Origin of the sequence: Nakamurella endophytica (assembly GCF_014646215.1) — a bacterium.
Lineage (GTDB): Bacteria > Actinomycetota > Actinomycetes > Mycobacteriales > Nakamurellaceae > Nakamurella > Nakamurella endophytica.
On sequence record NZ_BMNA01000019.1, the window covers coordinates 35625 to 52873 of the forward strand.

Here is a 17249-nt window from a genome sequence, read left to right on the forward strand (position 1 = left end):
CGGGCTCAGCCTGCGGTGACGACGCCGCCGAGCGCCGAGATGGGCACGGGATCCACGGTGAACCCGTTGTGCCGCAACAGTTCGGATGGGACCGGTCGGTCGGTGAGGACGAGCACGGAGGGACCGGCTCCGGACAGCACCGCCGGCACGCCGGCGTCGCGCAGGGTCAGCAGCAGCGCCGCCGACGCCGGCATCTCCGGCGCCCGGTAGGCCTGGTGCAGCCGGTCGACGGTGGCCTCGAACAGCAGCGCTGGCTCGGCCGTGAGGGCATGCCAGAGCAGCGCCGCGGTGGCGGCGTTGGCGGCCGCGTCGGCGTGCGGCACCACGGCGGGCAGCAGGCTCCGGGTGTGGTGCGTCGACGATCCGGTGGACGCGGTGAACAGCACCGCGCGGACCGCCGGGTGCACCGCGCCGTGCACGGCCCGCGGACGCCCGTCCCGTGCGGTGAACGCCAGGGTCAACCCCCCGGACAGGGCCGGGGCGACGTTGTCCGGGTGGCCCTCCATCGCGGTGCCCAGCTCCAGCAGCCGCTGGTCGGAGAGCACCGACGGATCCGGCAGCAACGCGCGGCCGAGCAGCAGTCCGGAGACGATGGCGGCGGCCGACGAGCCCTGCCCGCCGCCGTGCGGGATCCGGTTGACCCCGTGCAGCCGCAAACCCGGCAGCTGGCGACCGGCCGCGGTCCACGCGGCGGCGACGGCCCGGACCACCAGGTGCCGGCCGTCCAGCGGCAGCTGGCCGGTCCCGACGCCCTCCACGGTGACCTGCACGCCGTCCTGCAGCGACCCGCGCACCTCGTCCCAGCGGTCCAGGGCCAGGCCGAAGCTGTCGTACCCCGGGCCGAGGTTCGCCGAGGTGGCCGGCACCCGCACGGTGACCGTGCCGGCCGCGAGGTCACGGTCCGGTGCGGTCGGGCCGGGGGCACCGTCGGCGCGGCTCACCCCAGTCCCAGCGCGCCGGCGACGGCCTCGGCCGACACCGGGACGACGACCGGCTCGGTCATGGCGGTCAACGCGGTGGTGGGGTCCTTGAGACCGGTGCCGGTCACCGTGCACACCACCGTCGCCCCGCGGGGCAGCCGCCCGTCGGCGGCCGTCTGCAGCAGGCCGGCCACCGACGCCGCGGACGCCGGCTCGACGAACACGCCCTCCCGGGAGGCGACCAGCCGGTAGGCCTCCAGGATCTGATCGTCGGTGACCGCGTCGATCAGCCCGCCGGAGTCGTCGCGCGCCGTGATCGCGCCGTGCCAGGACGCCGGGGAGCCGATCCGGATCGCGGTGGCGACGGTCTCCGGATCCGGCACCGGTCGGCCGAGCACCAGCGGCGCGGCGCCGGCCGCCTGGAACCCGAACATCCGGGGCGTCGTGCCGACCACGCCGGAGTCCCGGTACTCGCGGTACCCGCGCCAGTAGGCGGTGATGTTGCCGGCGTTGCCGACCGGCAGCAGGTGCACGTCCGGGGCCCGGCCGAGCACGTCGCAGACCTCGAACGCCGCGGTCTTCTGCCCCTCGATCCGGACCGGGTTCACCGAGTTGACCAGCTCGACGTCGTCGTGGTCGGCGGCCGTCTTCCGGGCCAGCTCCAGGCAGTCGTCGAAGTTGCCCTCGACCTGCAGGATCCGCGCCCCGTACGCCACCGCCTGCGCCAGCTTCCCGGAGGCGATCTTCCCCTGCGGCACCAGCACCGCGCTGGTCAGGCCGGCGCGGGCGGCGTAGGCCGCGGCCGAGGCCGAGGTGTTGCCCGTGGACGCGCAGATGACCGCCCGGGCGCCGCCGGCCAGCGCGTGGGTGACCGCGACGGTCATCCCGCGGTCCTTGAACGAGCCGGTGGGGTTGGCGCCCTCGACCTTGAGGTACACGTCCGCACCCGTGCGCCGGGACAGCTCCGGTGCCGGCACCAGGGGCGTGCCGCCCTCCAGCAGGGTGACCACGCGCGCGCCCGGCGGGACGGCGACCCGGTCGGCGTAGGCGGCGATCAGACCCGGCCAACCGGCCCGGGCAGCCGCCGGCACGGTCGGCACCGTCGGCACGGTCGGCACCGTGGGCACGGTCGGCCCTGCGGACACGGTCGGGACGGTGCTCATGCGACCTCCCCCATCACCCTCATCACCGAGGTGACCCGGTGTACGGCCGGCAGCTGGTGCAGCGTCGCCACGGTCGACGCCAGGTCGGCGTCCGGCGCGGAATGGGTCACCACGACGAGGGCGGCGTCCCGGCCACGACCCTGCTGCCGGACCGTCGAGATCGAGACGCCGGCCTCGGCGAAGGCGGACGCCACCGCGGCGAGCACACCGGCGCGGTCGTCGACGTCCAGGCTGATGTGGTACCGCGCCGGGACGCTGCCGATCGACTCCACCGGCAGGTCCGCGTAGGCGCTCTCCCGCGGCCCGCGGCCGCCGGCCACCCGGTTGCGGGCCACGGCCACCAGGTCGCCCAGCACCGCGGAGGCGGTCGGCGCTCCCCCGGCGCCCGGACCGTAGAACATCAACCGGCCCGCGGACTCCGCCTCGACGTAGACGGCGTTGTACGCGCCGTCGACCACGGCCAGCGGGTGCGTCCTGGGCAGCATCACCGGGTGCACCCGGGCCGACACCGACTCGCCGCCGTCGGGCCGGCGGATCCGCTCGCAGATGGCCAGCAGCTTGACCACGCAGCCGATGTCGGCCGCCGCGGCGACGTCGGCCGCGGTCACCCTGGAGATGCCTTCGCGGTGCACGTCCGCCGCGCCGACCCGGGTGTGGAAGCCGACCGAGGCCAGGATGGCGGCCTTGGCCGCGGCGTCGAACCCGTCGACGTCCGCCGTCGGGTCCGCCTCGGCGTAACCGAGCCGGGTCGCCTCCTTGAGGGCGTACTCGTAGCTGTCGCCGCCGGCGGTCATCGCGGACAGCACGAAGTTGGTGGTGCCGTTGACGATCCCCAGGATCCGGGTGATCCGGTCCCCGGCCAGCGACTCGCGCAGCGGCCGGATGAGCGGGATGGCGCCGGCGACCGCGGCCTCGAAGTACAGGTCGGTGCCGGCCAGGTCCGCCGCCTCGTAGAGCTCGGGGCCCTCCTCGGCCAGCAGCGCCTTGTTCGCGGTGACCACGCCTGCGCCGCGGCGCAGCGCCGTGAGCAGGAGGTCCTTGGTGGGCCGGGTACCGCCGATCACCTCGACGACGACGTCGACGTCCGGCCGGGCGACCAGGGCGGCGGCGTCGGTGGTCAGGAGGTCCGCCGGGATGTCCGGGTGCCGGTGCGGCCGGCGGACGGCGACGCCGGCCAGCTCCAGCGGTGCACCGATGCGGGCGGCCAGGTCGGCGCCCTGCTCGCGGAGCAGCCGGACGACCTGCGACCCGACCACCCCCGCGCCGAGCACGCCGACCCGCACCGGAGCGGCTGCGGTCACGAGCGGCCCCCGCGGCGCACGGTGGAGCGGAACAGCCGGAACGAGAGCACCAGCAGCGCGACCACCATGACCAGCGCCAGCACCGCGATGGTAGTGCGCAGCCAGCCGGGCATGTCCGGGTTGACCAGCACGACCACGATCAGCACCAGCGCGCCGACGAGCAACGCCGCCGTCGGCACCAGCGACGGTGGGCGGCCGGCCCCCGCCGCCGCGCCGGTGTGGCCATCGGGTGCGGTCACGGCATCTCCAAGCGCATCAGGTCGTCGTAGGTCTCCCGGCGCAGCAGCACCCGGCCGGCGCCGTCGGCGACGGACAGCACCGGAGGCCGCGGCACGCGGTTGTAGGTGCTGGCCATCGCGTAGCAGTAGGCACCGGTGGCCGCCACGGCGACCAGGTCGCCGACCGCGAGGTCGGCAGGAAGGTAGCAGTCCCGCACGACGATGTCACCGCTCTCGCAGTGCTTGCCGACCACGCGGGAGCGCACCGCCGGCGCGGAGCTCTCCCGCGACGCCAGCACCACGGTGTAGTCGGCGTCGTACAGCGCGGTGCGGATGTTGTCGCTCATGCCGCCGTCCACCGACACGTAGCGGCGGGCGAGGCCACCGCCGAGCTCGACGTCCTTGATGGTGCCGACCTCGTACACCGTGACGGTCCCGGGTCCGGCGATGGCCCGCCCGGGCTCGACGGCGATCGCCGGCACCGGCAGGCCGGCCAGCTGGCACTCCCGGGTGACGATCTCGCTCAGCGACTTGGCCATGGTGTCGACCGGCGGCGGGTCGTCCGCCGAGGTGTAGGCGATGCCGAGGCCGCCGCCCAGATCCAGCGTGCGCAGCACGTCGGCCAGCTCGGGGTGCCGCTCGAGGATCTCGGTGAGGAACCGCACCAGCCGGCCGGCCGCCAGCTCGAAGCCGGCCGGGTCGAAGATCTGCGACCCGATGTGGCTGTGCAGGCCGACCAGGCGCAGGCCGTCGGCGGCCAGCACCCGCCGCACCGCCTCCGTCGCGGCCCCGCTGGCCAGCGAGAAGCCGAATTTCTGGTCCTCGTGCGCGGTGGCGATGAACTCGTGGGTGTGCGCCTCGACGCCGACCGTGACGCGGATCATCACCGGGACCGGGCGGCGGCCGGCCGGGACGCCGCCGTTGCCGGTGTGCGGCTCGGCACGGTCGGCCCGGCGCTCGACGATCCCGGCCAGCCGGCCGATCTCGTCGAACGAGTCGACGACGACGGCACCGATCCCGGCGTCGACGGCCGCCCGCAGTTCCGCCGTGGACTTGTTCGACCCGTGCAGGGCGATCCGGTCGGCCGGGAAACCGGCGGACAGCGCCAGCGCCAGCTCGCCTCCCGAGCAGACGTCCAGGGACAGCCGTTCCTGGTCGAGCCACCGCACCACCTCGCGGCACAGGAACGCCTTGCCGGCGTAGTGCACCTGACCGGCGTCCCCGAACGCATCGGCGAAGTCCTGGCAGCGGCTGCGGAAGTCGGCCTCGTCCAGCACGAAGAACGGGGTGCCGTGGGTGGCCGCCAGGTCCCGCACGTCGACGCCGCCGACGGCCAGCGCGCCGTCGCCGGTGCGCGTGGCGGTGCGCGGCCAGACCTTGCGGTCCAGCAGGTTCAGGTCCCCCGCAGGGGCGTCCAGGTGTGCGGCCGGGATCTCGCCGTGGCGGGGTCCGGCCGGGTGGGCCCGCACGTCACATCCGCTCGGGCGCCGAGACGCCGAGCAGGTCCAGTCCCGAGGCCAGCACCTGCCGGGTGGCCGCCGACAGTCGCAGGCGGGCGGTGGTCGCCGGGGTCGGGTCGGCGTCGCCCATCGGCAGCACCCGGACGTGGTCGTAGAAGCGGTGCAGGCCGGCGGCCAGGTCCTCGAGGTAGCGGGCGACGCGGTGCGGCTCCCGCAGGTCCGCGGCGGCGGTGACGACCCCCGGGTACGCCGCGAGCAACGCCAGCAGCTCCGACTCCTGCGGGGTGTCCAGCAGGGCCGGGTCGTAGTCGACGGCGACGGCCGGGTCGCCGCCGGGCAGGCCGAGGTCCGCCGCGTTGGCCAGCATGCGGCACAGCCGGGCGTGCGCGTACTGCACGTAGAACACCGGGTTGTCGTTGCTGCTCCGGGTCCACAGGTCGATGTCCAGGTCGAGCGTGGTGTCCACCGAGTAGCGGATCAGGGCGAACCGGGCCGCGTCGACGCCGAGCGACTCGATCAGGTCGTCGAGCGAGATGACCGTGCCGGCGCGCTTGCTCATCCGCAGCGGCGCGCCGTCGCGGACCAGGTTGACCAGCTGGCCGATCAGCACCTCGACGACGTCGGGGTCGTCGCCGAACGCGGCGGCCGCGGCCTTGAGCCGGGCCACGTAGCCGTGGTGGTCGGCGCCGAGCATGTAGATGCAGAGGTCGAACCCGCGGGCCCGCTTGTCCAGGAAGTACGCCAGGTCCGCCGCGATGTAGGCGGGCTCGCCGTCGGACTTGATGACGACCCGGTCCTTGTCGTCGCCGTAGGCGGTGGACGCCAACCACCAGGCGCCGTCCTTGACGTACAGGTGCCCGGAGTCCTTGAGCCGCTGCACGGCCGCCGCGACGGCCCCCGAGCTGTGCAACGAGTCCTCGTGGAAGTAGACGTCGAAGTCGGTGCCGAAGGTGTGCAGCGTCGCCTTGATCTCGTCGAACATCGCGGCGACGCCGGTGCGCCGGAACAACTCCGAGGCCTGCGCGTCCGGAAGTGCCGGCCAGTCCGGGTGTTCCGCGGTGATCGCCGCCGCGATGTCGCCGATGTAGGCGCCGCCGTAGCCGTCCTCGGGTGCCGGTTCGTGGCGAGCGGCGGCCAGCAGCGACCGGGCGAAGCGGTCGATCTGGGCGCCGGCGTCGTTGAAGTAGTACTCGCGCACCACCTCTGCGCCCTGCGCCGACAGCACCCGGCCCAGCGCGTCGCCCACCGCGGCCCACCGCGCGCCACCGATGTGCACCGGGCCGGTCGGGTTGGCCGAGACGAACTCCAGGTTGATCCGCCGGCCCTTGAGCCCGTCGGACCGCCCGTAGCCGGCGCCGGCGGCCAGGATCCGGCCGGGCAGCGCACCGGCGGCGGCCGCCTCGAGCGTGATGTTCAGAAAGCCCGGCCCGGCCACCTCGACCGCCGCGACGCCGTCCGCCTGCCGCAGGTGGGTGGCGACGGTGTCGGCGATGGCCCGCGGCGGCAGCCCGGCCGCCTTGGCCAGCTTGAGGGCCACCGGCGTGGCGTAGTCGCCGTGCTCCCGGGAGCGCGGGCGGTCGATCGTGATCTCGTCCGGCACCTGCACGTCGAGCTCGCCCGCACGGACGGCCGCGACGAGGGCGGCGCGGACGGCGTCGGCGAGGTGCAGGGGATTCACCGGTCCAGTCTAGGGAAGCGCCGGCCCCCGGTTCCCCGCCCGGCGGCCCGCCGGCGGCGTGCTCCCGCTCACCCTGCTCTGCCGCGGTTCACAACCAGGTCACCGGCGGCGCCCTTAGACTCGGCGCGTCCGTCAGCGCTCGGGGACCCTGCAGCGCCCCGACCAGCGCACGAACGAGGTACGCACACCATGATGGCCAGCGGCAAGTCCGCCAAGCGATCGCGCCCCGTGGCGCCCGTCGTCTCCCGCCGGCAGGGCCTGCCGTGGATCACCATCGGCGCCGTCGCCGTGGTCGTGGCGCTGATCGCCGCGATCTTCGTGGTCGTCTACTCCAAGCAGCGGGACAAGGACGCCGACGCCGCCGCGGCGGCGCCCTGGGTGCCCAGCGCCGACAACATGGACCCGTCGACGGCCATCCCGGGCATCTACGTCGGCAAGTCCGTCACCGCGGACGGCACCATCACCTACCCCGACTACAAGGCGGCGCTGCACGTCAACGCCACCCAGCGGGTGGCCTACGACCGGTTCCCGCCGGTCGGCGGCCCGCACGACGCCACCTGGGCCGCCTGCAACGGCGTCGTGTACGGCAAGGCCGTGCGCGACGAGAACATGGTGCACACCCTCGAGCACGGCGCCGTCTGGATCGCCTACAACCCTGCCAAGCTCGCTCCCGGTGACCTGGACGTGCTCAAGGGCCTGGTGACCGGGCAGACGTTCATCTCGATGTCGCCGTACCCGACCCTGGACCAGCCGATCTCCCTGCAGTCCTGGGGCCACCAGCTCAAGGTCCAGTCGGCGTCCGACCCGCGGGTCAAGGAATTCATCACCGCGCTGCGGCTGAACCAGTACGTCTACCCGGAGATCGGCGCGACCTGCGACCAGCCGACCTTTGACACCGAGAACCCGCCCGCCTTCGACCCCAGCCCGCGCGGCGCCGACGCCATCCCGCTGAGCGGCGCCGGGCTGACCACCGCGACGAGCGAGATGGCCGGTGCCGACTCGGGCAGCCAGTCCGGCGAGGTCTCCGGCGTGCAGACGGGCGCGACGTCCGGCGCCGCCACCTCCCCCGCGGTGACCGCCGGCTCCGGCACGGCCGGCACCGCCCCCGTCACGCCTTCTGCCACCGCGGGCACCGGCACGCCCGCGGCGACCCCGACCAGCCGATGACCGCACCGGGTCCCGGCCCGGCCGGGTCCGCGGACGCCGGACCGGCCGCCGGGACGCCGGACGCGGCCGGCGCTGTCCCGGCTGGGCCGGCCGAGCCGGACCGCGGCCGGGGCCCGGTGGCCCGCTGGGGGGTGCGCGGCACGGTCGTGCTGGCCGCCCTGGCCGCCGTGGTGCTGCTGGCCGTCGGCGCGACGCTCGGTGTGGCGCTGGCCCCGCAGCGCTCGGCGTCCGCGGGTCCGCTCGGCGGCACCCCGAGCGCGGTGGACGTCGGGTTCGCCCAGGACATGATCGTCCACCACAACCAGGGCGTGCTGCTGGCCCACTACGGCGAGCTGGACGGGACGGACCCGGACACCCGGACGGTCGCCTACGACATCAACTACACGCAGACCGCCCAGCTCGGACAGATGCAGGGCTGGCTCGCGTTGTGGGGGGCGCCGCAGGTGGACAGCGGCACCCCGATGGCCTGGATGTCCGCCGGCGGTCACGGTGGGATGGCGGGCATGGCGGGGATGTCCGCGTCCGCCGGCGCGACGGACACCGCGGCCGGTGGGATCGACCCGGCGAACGGCGTGATCATGCCGGGGATGGCCTCGAACGCCGACATCGCCAAGCTGAAGTCGTTGCGCGGCAAGGCCTCGGACGTCTTCTTCCTGCAGCTGATGATCCGCCACCACCAGGGCGGCGCGGTCATGATGCAGTACGCCGCCGCGCACGCCGACGTGCCGACGGTGCGCAACTTCGCGGGCAAGATGCTCGAGACGCAGTCGTCCGAGATCTCGGTGATGACGCAGATGCTGTCCGGCATGGGTGGCCGGCCGCTGCCGTTCACGGCGCCGGTACTGCCGACCGGCTGAACCGCGACGGCCGCGGCGCCGGACCGCTCGGCCCGGCCCGCCACCGGCTCTCCCGCCGAACGGCGGCCGCCCCTCCCCCGGTCGCGCGGCGGCGAGGGGCCCGCCGCCGGTGCGGTAGAGTTCCATCTCGCGCCCCCGTAGCTCAGGGGATAGAGCACCGCCCTCCGGAGGCGGGTGCGCAGGTTCGAATCCTGCCGGGGGCACCAGGCGCGGCGACCGTGGGAAACGGGCCGCCCCTCTCCTCCGCTCCCCGTTCACCAGGGACGAATGCTCTCCCGGGAATCGCGCCACCGGGGCACTGTCGGTGCCCCGCCCTACCGTCTGGACCACCACGTCCGAACGGTGACAGGAGCGCCCCCGTGACCACCACCCTCTCCACGCCGTCCCCGGCCACCGCGCCGGACACCGATCCCGAGCGGGCCGACCTGCTGGCGACTCTGGCCAAGCACCGGTTCTTCCTCACCCACCCGGCCCGCGGCCTGACCGACGAGCAGGCGGCAGCCCGGCCGTTGCCCAGCGAGCTGTGCATCGGCGGGCTCGTCAAGCACGTCACGGCCACGGAGCGCGGGTGGGTCGGCTTCGTCCGCGGCGGCCCCGCCGAGATGGAACGCGCGGCGGGCGACTGGTGGGCCGGCCACCACATGCTGCCCGGTGACACGCTGGCCGGGCTGCTCGACGACTACCGCGCGGCGGCCGACGAGACCACCCGCCTGGTGCTGGAGCTGCCCGACCTCAACGCCACCCGGCCGCTGCCGGAGGCGCCCTGGTTCGCGCCGGGCGAGAGCTGGTCGGTGCGGCGCGTGCTGCTGCACCTGATCGCCGAGATCGCGCAGCACGCCGGGCACGCGGACATGATCCGGGAGGCCATCGACGGGGCGAAGAGCATGGGTTGACCCTCCCCGGGGCCGACCGGACCCGCCGGGACGGTCGACCGGCCACCGGACCACGGCGGCGGTCAGCCGGCCCGGCGGCGCCCCGCCTGCAAGGCGTCGGCCTCCCGGGCGACGCCGCGCAGCCCGCGCCGACGGGCCTCCGCGGCGACCGCGGCCAGCTCGTCCCGCGGGCCAGCGGCCCCGTCGTGGGCCCCGCCGTCGGCCCCGGCCGGGCCCGACGTCCCGGGGCCGGAGCCGGGAGCGGTACCGGGGCCACCGGATCCGCCGGTGTCGCCGGTATCGCCCGCCGGTGCCAGCTGCACGGCGAGCAACCGGCAGCGCAGCAACGTGCCGGGACTGCCGCCCTCGACGGCCAGCGTCCTGGCGCGCGCCAGGTGTGCGCGTGCGGCGTCGACGTCACCGGCGAGCAGGGCCAGCCGAGCCAGCGCCAGCGGTACGACGGACACCACGCCGACCTGGCCGACGGTGGCCACGAGCCCGGCCAGCGGCGTCAGCAGCCGGGTCAGCGCCGGCTCGAGCGGGGTCAGCCCAGGTCGGCCACCGCGTGCGCGAGCATCGCCCAGCGCCCGTGCGAGGTCCAGACCACCGGCTCCGGGCGGTCCAGCTCGGCCCGGATCAGCTCGGCGGCGCGGTCCCCGTCGCCGCGGGCGGCGGTGATCAGTGCCAGCGCCGCGGGGGCGATCTCGGCGTTGCCCCGGCTCGGGTCCGGCAGTTCGGCCAGCCGCCCCTCGTCCCAGCGCAGCGCCAGCATCGCCAGGTAGTGCACGCCGCTGCGGTACAGCTCGGTCTGCTGGTGCAGCTCGTAGGCGTGGTCGTAGAGCCGCTCGGCTTCGCCCAGCTCTCCCCGCCACTGCGCCAGCATCCCCTCGGTCCACCGCAGCTGGGCCCGGCTGACCGGCAGCCGGAGCAGCTCGCTGCCGGCGATCCCCTGCCGGACGTGCCGCGCGGCGTCCTCGACGCGGCCGAGGGTGAGTGTGGCCATCGTCAGCAGGCCGTGCCGGAGCACGTCGTCCACCTGCTGCTGCCGGTGCGGCAGCCCGGCCAGGCGCTCGAGGATCTCCACGGACTCCGCCGCGCGCTCGGCCACCCCGGAGAAGGTCAGCGCACGCCCGAGCAACGCATCGGCCAGCGCGTCGGGGTCTCCGGATCTCTCGGCCACCTCGACCGCCCGGGCGGCCAGCAGGTCCGGCACCGTGCCGTCCGGGTCGTAGCAGCTGCCCACCGCGAGCGCGGCCAGCACCTGCGCGTGGGCCACCGGGTCCGTCCCGACCAGCTGCTCGACGCCGGCCAGCCGGGACAGCAGCGGGGCCGGGTCCTCGCCGTACACCGCCCACGGCCAGGCGCCGGTGGTCCGCAGCAGGGCCGACGCCAACCGGCCGACCGACGAGGTGCGGCCGGCGCGGACGGCGTCCAGCACCGCGGCGTCCACGACGTCGAGCACCGTCTGCCCGCGCCCCGCCCGGGCCAGCGCCGCGACCCGGGCGATGACCAGCTCGTCCCGTTCCCGGTCCGGGCCGGCCTCGGGCAACTGGTCGAAGACCCGCAGCGCGGTCCCCCACCACTGCGCGGCGGCGTCGGAGTTCCACCGCTGCTCGGCGTCCACGGCCGCGGCCCGGCAGGCGACCAGCGCCTCCGCCGGGTCGGCCAGCGGCAGGGCGGCCGTCAGGTGCGCGGCGCGGCGGACCAGGCGGTCGACCCCGCCACCCGCGGACACCGCCTCGGCGACCCGCAGGTGCAGCCGGCGCACCCGCACGTCCGAGATGCCGGCCAGCACCTCGTCCCGCAGCAGCCCGTGGGCGAACCTCCAGCCGGCGGCGCCCGGCGACACCTGGACGATCCGCTCGTCCGCCGCGTCGTCGAGCAGGTCGGCCAGCTCGTCGGTGTCCAGCCGGGTCACCGCCCGCAGCAACTCCGGGTCGAACGGCTCGCCGATCACCGCGGCCGCCCGCAGCACCTGCAGCACCGCGGGATCGAGCGCGGACAGCCGGCGTCCCAGCACCGACCGCACGGCCACCGGCACGGAACCGCCGGCCCGGTCCTCCGCCGGGAGGCGGGCGTACTCGCCGACGAAGAACGGGTTGCCGCCGGTGCGCGCGGCCAGCACGTCGGCGTCCCGGCGGTCGACCGGCTCGCCGCTGATCCGCCGGACCAGCTCGCCGACCTCACCCGCGTCCAGCGGCGGCACCGCCAGCTGCCGGGTACCCGGCCGCCGCACGGCCGCCGCCAGCAGCGCCCCGAGATCCGGGCCGGCGGGGCCGTCCCGGACGGTGAGCACCACGCCCAGCCGGATCGCCGCCGCGGACCCGGCCAGGTGGGTCAGGAAGCGCACCGATGTGCTGTCGGCCCACTGCACGTCGTCCACCAGCACCAGGAGCGGCCCGTCGTCGGCCGCCGCCCGCAGCAGCGCCAGCAGCCGCTCGTAGACGGCGAACCGCGCGGCGTCGACGCCGGCGGCGGCCGGCCGGGACAGCACGGCGTCGGGGTCGGCGCCCAGTTCCCGGACCAGCTGCCGCACCGGCCACCAGTCGGGCACACCCTCGTCGTCCGGGCACGCCACCCGCAGCACCCGGGCGGCCGGCACGTCGCGGGACCACCGCCCCGCGGCCTCCTGCGCCAGCCGGGTCTTGCCGATGCCGGCCGGGCCGGTCAGGATCACCCACCCACCGCCGTCCGACAGGGCCGCGGTCACCGTCGCCAGCTCGCGACGGCGGCCGACGAGCGAGTCGGCCGTGTCCGGTTCGGGTTCCGGGGGTGGGGCAGGGCGCTCCGGGACGGCGGGCTCGACGACACCCGGCACCCGGGCCGCCGGGCGTCCGGGCCACGACGACAGCTCCGGGTCCTGGCGCAGGATGGCGCCCTGCAGGTCGCGCAGGGCGGGCCCGGGTTCCAGGCCCAGCTCGTCGTCCAGCACCCGGGCGTGCTCGCGGTAGGCCGCCAGGGCGTCCGCCGGCCGCCCGGCCCGGTAGAGGGCGACGGCGTAGAGCCAGCACGCCCGCTCGCGGAGCGGGTCGGCGCTGTGCAGGTCGCGGGCCAGTCCGAGGCCGGTGGTGATGTCCCCCAGCCCGAGCAGCGCCGTGACCAGGTCCTCGGTGCACTCGCCGCGGCGCTCCTGCAGGCCGGTGGCGACCGGCTGCACCCACGGCTCGTCCTGCAGGTCGGCCAGCAGCGGCCCGCGCCACAGCGCCAGCGCCCGGGTGGCGGCGTCCCGGGCCGCGGACCAGTCCCGCTCGGTGACCGCGGCATGCGCGACCGCGGCGTCGTCGGCGAAGCGGGTGAGGTCGATGGCGCCGGGCGGCACGTCGAGCAGGTAGCCGGGCGGCCGACGGACGATCGGCGACACGGCGGCGCCGTCGTCGCGCAGGACCCGGCGCAGATTCGACACGTACGCCTGCAGGCCGGCCATCACGCTCGGCGGGTGGTCGGCGCCCCACACCGCGTCGACGATGCGATCCGCCGGCACCACCCGGCCGGCGTCCAGCAGCAGCACCGCCAGCACGGCGCGCTGCTTGGGGCCGCCGACGTCGACGGGGACGCCGTCCCGGACGACCTCCAGCGGCCCCAGCACGCGGTACTCCATGACCGTCCCTCGATCGTCGGGACCGCCGCGCGCGCCGGCGGGACACGGCGCTCGGCTCCCACCGGTCGTGAGGCAGTCTAAGCAGGCCGGAGCGCGACACGGTCTGGTTCGGCGGTCCCCGCGGCGGGCGCGCCGCCGGGAGGACGCCCGCGGCCGGGGACGGCGGCCAGCGGTGACCGCCGGTCGGCGGGACCTGCGCGCCGTCCCGGCGGGGCCCGAGCGCCGTTCCGGCGTGGCCCCCGAGCGCCGTCCAGGCGGTGGCTCAGAGCGCCAGGCAGGCCTGGCGGACGGGCCGCGCCGCCGCCAGGACGCCGTGCGGGTCGTACGTGGCGGCGAGCGTCGCCAGCCGCCGGAGGGTGTCGCGGCCGTACTTGCGGGCCACCTCGGCCGGGTCCGCCGATGCGGCGAAGTTGGGCAGGCAACCACCCGTCGACCAGGGCGCGAGGGCGTCGAGCAGGGCGCCGCCGTGGGCCCGGACCGCGGCGGCCACCGGGGGCACCGCCAGCCCGATGGCCATCAGGGCGAACTGGCCGTCGCGCTGGTCGAAGGCACCGGCGACCGCGGGTTCCCGGCCGACCGCGCCGCCGAGGTGGCGGAGCTCGACCATGATCTGCGGACACCCGGCCGCCGGGCCGGCCAGAGCCAGCAGCGCATCCACGGCCTCGACCGGCAGCTCGCGCAGCAGCGCGGAGGCCTCCAGCGTCGGCATGGGGTCGACCGGGTCGTTGTGGATGGCGCCGATCGCGGCGAACGGCAGCACACCCATCCCGCCGAGCACGATCCGGCCGGCACCGAGCATCGGCGCCAGCGCGGCCTCGCCCTGCGCCGGGTCGCCGACCCAGGCGAACCGCAGGGCCACGGTCACCGTGCCGGCCAGCGGCTCGGGGATGCCCGGCAGCGGCGGCATCCGGAACACCGCCACGGACGACGTCGCCTGCTCGGGCAGCCCGGCGGTCCACGCCCGCCAGGTGTGCAGCACCGACGCGGCGTCCTCGCCGGCGAAGAACACGCAGCCGCCGAAGACCTCGCGCAGCGGCTGCAGCTGCAGCTCCACCGCGGTGACGATGCCGAGCGTGCCCTTGCCGCCGCGCAGGCCCCAGAACAGGGCCGGGTTCTCGGTGGCGGTGGCGCGCCGCAGGACGCCGTCCCCGGTCACCACGTCGAACGCGGTGACGTGGTCGGACCCGACGCCCACGGTCCGGGCGACCGGACCGATCCCACCCCCGGTGAGGTAGCCGACGACACCGACGTGCGGCGCCGAGCCGGCAGGGCCGGCCAGGCCGGACGGCGCCGCGGCCTCGAGCAGCCGGCTCCACCGGACGCCGGCGCCCACCCGGGCCGTGGCGTCCGGCCGGATCGCGAGCTCGTCCAGCAGGGCGGTCTGCACCAGGAGGAACGGCCGCGGGACCGGCACCGCGCCGTGCCCGGTGGCCTGCACGGCCACCTCCAGGCCGTGCGCCCCGGCGAACCGGACGGCGGCCTGCACGTCGGCGGCGCACGTCGCGGCGAGCACCGCGACCGGGCGGCACGGCACGGCGACGTTCCACGGCGTAGCCAGCGCGTCGTACTCGGCGCTGCCCGGGAGCAGCACCCGACCCGCTGTCGCGGCGTCGAGGTCGGTGAGGGGCAGGGCGGTGGTGTCGGTGGGATCGACGACGGCGGTCATCGGAAGGCTCCTGGGTCCGTGGGGAGAAGGTCCGGACCACCGTCGCCGGTCGCCCTTGGCGGCGACTTGTCCCCGTCTTGGCGGCCGGTTGGAGAGCACCACGGACGCGCCCGACCAGCGCCGACGTCCCGCACCGGACCCCCGCAGGTCCCGCATCGGCGCCGCGGCGGACCCGTCGCGGACCCGGCGCGGACCCGCCGCTAAGCGCGCGGCGCGGACAGGATGCAGAACTCGTTGCCCTCGGGGTCGGCCAGCACCACCCAGCTCACGTCCTGCTGTCCGACGTCCACCCGGGTGGCGCCGGCCGCCAGGAACCGCCGGACCTCGGCGTCCTGGTCGTCCGGCCGCAGGTCCAGGTGCAGCCGGTTCTTGACGGTCTTCGGCTCCGGCACCGGGGTGAACAGCAGCCCGGGCAGCACGTCCGGTGCCGGGCGGATCTCGACCTCGCCCGGCTCGTCGGTGACCACCACCCAGCCGAGCACCTCGGCCCACCAGTGGGCGAGCCCAGGCTCATCGGCAGCGTCCACCACGATCTGCTCCCACACCAGCGACATGCCGGCAGCATGACGGACGCCGTCCGGCAGCGCACCGCGTTTCCTCGCCGCCGCCGGCCGTGCCGCGCCTGGGCGGGTCAGAGCTCGAGGTGCTTGCGGAACCAGGTCATGGTGGCGCGCAGTCCGTCCTCCAGGGCGACGGTGGGGCGCCAGCCCAGCTGCTGCTCCGCCTGCGCGATGACGGGGCGGCGCTGGGTGGGATCGTCCTGCGGCAGCGGCCGGTGCACGATCTCGCTGCGCCGCCGCACGCCGTCCTCCGCGGCCAGCCGCACGACCAGGTCGGCCAGCTCCAGCATGGTGAACTCGCGGGGGTTGCCCAGATTGATCGGGCCGGTCACCTCGTGCCCGGTGCCCATCAGCCGGACCAGGCCGTCGACCAGGTCCTCCACGTAGCAGAACGACCGCGTCTGGGTGCCGTCGCCGTAGATCGTGATCGGTTCCCCGCGCAGCGCGGACACCACGAAGTTGGACACCACGCGCCCGTCGTCGGGCCGCATCCCCGGCCCGTAGGTGTTGAAGATCCGGGCCACCTTGACCGGCATGTCGTGCTGCCGGCGGTAGTCGAAGAACAACGTCTCGGCGCAGCGCTTGCCCTCGTCGTAGCAGGACCGGATACCGATCGGGTTCACGTGCCCCCAGTACGACTCCGGCTGCGGGTGTACCTCCGGGTCGCCGTAGACCTCGGACGTCGAGGCCAGCAGCACCTTGGACTTGGTGCGCTTGGCCAGCCCCAGCATGTTGATCGAGCCGACCACCGACGTCTTGGTGGTCTGCACCGGGTCCCGCTGGTAGAAGACCGGCGACGCCGGGCACGCCAGGTGGTAGATCTCGTCGACCTCGACGTACAGCGGGAATGTCACGTCGTGCCGCAGCAGCTCGAACCGCGGGTGACCCAGCAGCGACTCGATCGCCGACCGCGAGCCCGAGTAGAAGTTGTCGACCACCAGCACCTGGTGGTCCTGGTCCAGCAGCCGCCGCACCAGGTGGCCGCCGATGAACCCGGCACCTCCGGTCACCAGCACCCGCCGCTCGATCACCACGTCACCGCCGCGTCCGCGTCGCCCCCGGCGATCCCCTGGCTCATGGGCCGGACCCTACCTGCGCACCGGACCCGGACCGCCGCCCGGTCCGGCGTGCCGCACGGGCGGTCACGGCACCCCGGCAGCGGGTGCCGGGGCGGTGTGCCGGGCCCCGCGGCAGCCGTCACCGGCCGTGCGTGGCCGGCCCGTGCGGGTTGCCGGCCAAGGCCCTGGCGACGCCCCTGGCCTGCGCATTCCGCTCCCCCCGGCGCTGCCGGACCGGACCTGGAGAGGGACGCCCGCAGCCCACAGGGAGCCCACTCGCGCTCTGTTACCTTGCCCCGCGTGAAGCTGTCGATCCTGATGCCGGTCTACAACGAGGTCGCGACGTTGGGGTCGGCGGTGGGTCGGGTGTTGGCGGTGGATTTCCCGGTGGACGTGGAGTTGGTCGTGGTGGACGACGGCAGCACGGACGGGACGCGGGAGTTGTACCGGGCGTGGGCGGGTGATCCGCGGGTGCGGGTGCACCTGCAGCCGGTCAATGGTGGGAAGGGGTCGGCGATCCGCAAGGGTGCGGAGTTGGCGACCGGGGATTACCTGATCATGTGCGATGCGGATCTGGAGTACGCGCCGGAGGAGATCCCGGCGTTGTTGGCTCCGGTGCTGGCCGGGGACGCGACGGTGGTGTACGGGACGCGCACGTTCGGCAGTCACAACGCGTTCTCGTACGTGTACGTGTTGGGCAACCGGTTGGTCACGACGGCGGCGAACGTGTT

Annotated in this window: 15 protein-coding genes and 1 tRNA gene; 5 read left to right on the top strand and 11 right to left on the bottom strand. The window is 75.5% G+C overall.

The genetic code is table 11. The annotated features are described in order from the left end of the window. Window positions 1-5 precede the first annotated feature (5 nt). The 6 genes from IEY37_RS20990 to argS form a co-directional block, all read right to left on the bottom strand. Window positions 6-872, bottom strand: coding sequence for a homoserine kinase (locus IEY37_RS20990; RefSeq protein ID WP_373298409.1), 867 nt, complete (start codon window positions 870-872; stop codon window positions 6-8). A gap of 65 nt (window positions 873-937) precedes the next feature. Beyond that, the gene (gene thrC, locus IEY37_RS20995) at window positions 938-2083 is read right to left on the bottom strand and encodes a threonine synthase (protein WP_188944892.1); all 1146 of its coding nucleotides are present in this window, start codon (window positions 2081-2083) and stop codon (window positions 938-940) included. Further along, on the bottom strand, window positions 2080-3384 hold the full coding sequence (locus tag IEY37_RS21000; protein ID WP_188944893.1) for a homoserine dehydrogenase: 1305 nt from the start codon (window positions 3382-3384) through the stop codon (window positions 2080-2082). The genes thrC and IEY37_RS21000 overlap by 4 nt, the downstream gene beginning before the upstream one ends. Beyond that, complete coding sequence (locus IEY37_RS21005; protein ID WP_188944894.1) at window positions 3381-3623, bottom strand: hypothetical protein; 243 nt, start codon at window positions 3621-3623, stop codon at window positions 3381-3383. The genes IEY37_RS21000 and IEY37_RS21005 overlap by 4 nt, the downstream gene beginning before the upstream one ends. After that, window positions 3620-5071: a diaminopimelate decarboxylase gene (gene lysA, locus IEY37_RS21010; RefSeq protein ID WP_188944895.1), complete on the bottom strand. Its 1452-nt coding sequence runs from the start codon at window positions 5069-5071 to the stop codon at window positions 3620-3622. Before lysA ends, IEY37_RS21005 begins: the two co-directional genes overlap by 4 nt. Window position 5072: 1 nt before the next feature. Further along, window positions 5073-6740: an arginine--tRNA ligase gene (argS, locus tag IEY37_RS21015; RefSeq protein ID WP_188944896.1), complete on the bottom strand. Its 1668-nt coding sequence runs from the start codon at window positions 6738-6740 to the stop codon at window positions 5073-5075. A 189-nt stretch (window positions 6741-6929) separates the two neighbouring features. Here argS and IEY37_RS21020 point away from each other — a divergent pair, with 189 nt between their 5' ends. The 4 genes from IEY37_RS21020 to IEY37_RS21035 all read left to right on the top strand — a co-directional run bounded on the left by IEY37_RS21020 (window position 6930) and on the right by IEY37_RS21035 (window position 9657). Beyond that, a complete protein-coding gene (locus IEY37_RS21020; RefSeq protein WP_229674735.1) occupies window positions 6930-7907 on the top strand; it encodes a thioredoxin-like domain-containing protein in 978 nt (325 codons plus the stop codon). Next, a complete protein-coding gene (locus IEY37_RS21025) occupies window positions 7904-8764 on the top strand; it encodes a DUF305 domain-containing protein (protein WP_188944897.1) in 861 nt (286 codons plus the stop codon). Before IEY37_RS21020 ends, IEY37_RS21025 begins: the two co-directional genes overlap by 4 nt. 131 nt (window positions 8765-8895) lie before the next feature. Beyond that, a tRNA-Arg gene (locus IEY37_RS21030) sits at window positions 8896-8970 on the top strand. Between the two features lie 153 nt (window positions 8971-9123). Next, window positions 9124-9657, top strand: a complete 534-nt coding sequence (locus tag IEY37_RS21035; RefSeq protein WP_188944898.1) for a DinB family protein — start codon at window positions 9124-9126, stop codon at window positions 9655-9657. Window positions 9658-9719: 62 nt separating this feature from the next. Here IEY37_RS21035 and IEY37_RS21040 read toward each other — a convergent pair whose 3' ends face one another. The 5 genes from IEY37_RS21040 to IEY37_RS21060 form a co-directional block, all read right to left on the bottom strand. Next, a complete protein-coding gene (locus tag IEY37_RS21040) occupies window positions 9720-10103 on the bottom strand; it encodes a hypothetical protein (protein WP_188944899.1) in 384 nt (127 codons plus the stop codon). 77 nt (window positions 10104-10180) lie between these two features. Beyond that, the gene (locus IEY37_RS21045) at window positions 10181-13234 is read right to left on the bottom strand and encodes an ATP-binding protein (protein ID WP_188944900.1); all 3054 of its coding nucleotides are present in this window, start codon (window positions 13232-13234) and stop codon (window positions 10181-10183) included. Window positions 13235-13496: 262 nt separating this feature from the next. Further along, complete coding sequence (locus IEY37_RS21050; protein WP_188944901.1) at window positions 13497-14900, bottom strand: FAD-binding oxidoreductase; 1404 nt, start codon at window positions 14898-14900, stop codon at window positions 13497-13499. A gap of 200 nt (window positions 14901-15100) precedes the next feature. Continuing rightward, window positions 15101-15454: a VOC family protein gene (locus IEY37_RS21055; RefSeq protein WP_188944902.1), complete on the bottom strand. Its 354-nt coding sequence runs from the start codon at window positions 15452-15454 to the stop codon at window positions 15101-15103. 77 nt (window positions 15455-15531) lie between these two features. Then, complete coding sequence (locus tag IEY37_RS21060) at window positions 15532-16488, bottom strand: UDP-glucuronic acid decarboxylase family protein (RefSeq protein WP_188944908.1); 957 nt, start codon at window positions 16486-16488, stop codon at window positions 15532-15534. A gap of 330 nt (window positions 16489-16818) precedes the next feature. On the opposite strand from IEY37_RS21060, the gene IEY37_RS21065 reads away from it, so the two are divergent. Next, the coding region (locus IEY37_RS21065) for a glycosyltransferase family 2 protein (protein ID WP_188944903.1) at window positions 16819-17249 on the top strand (431 nt) is incomplete at its 3' end.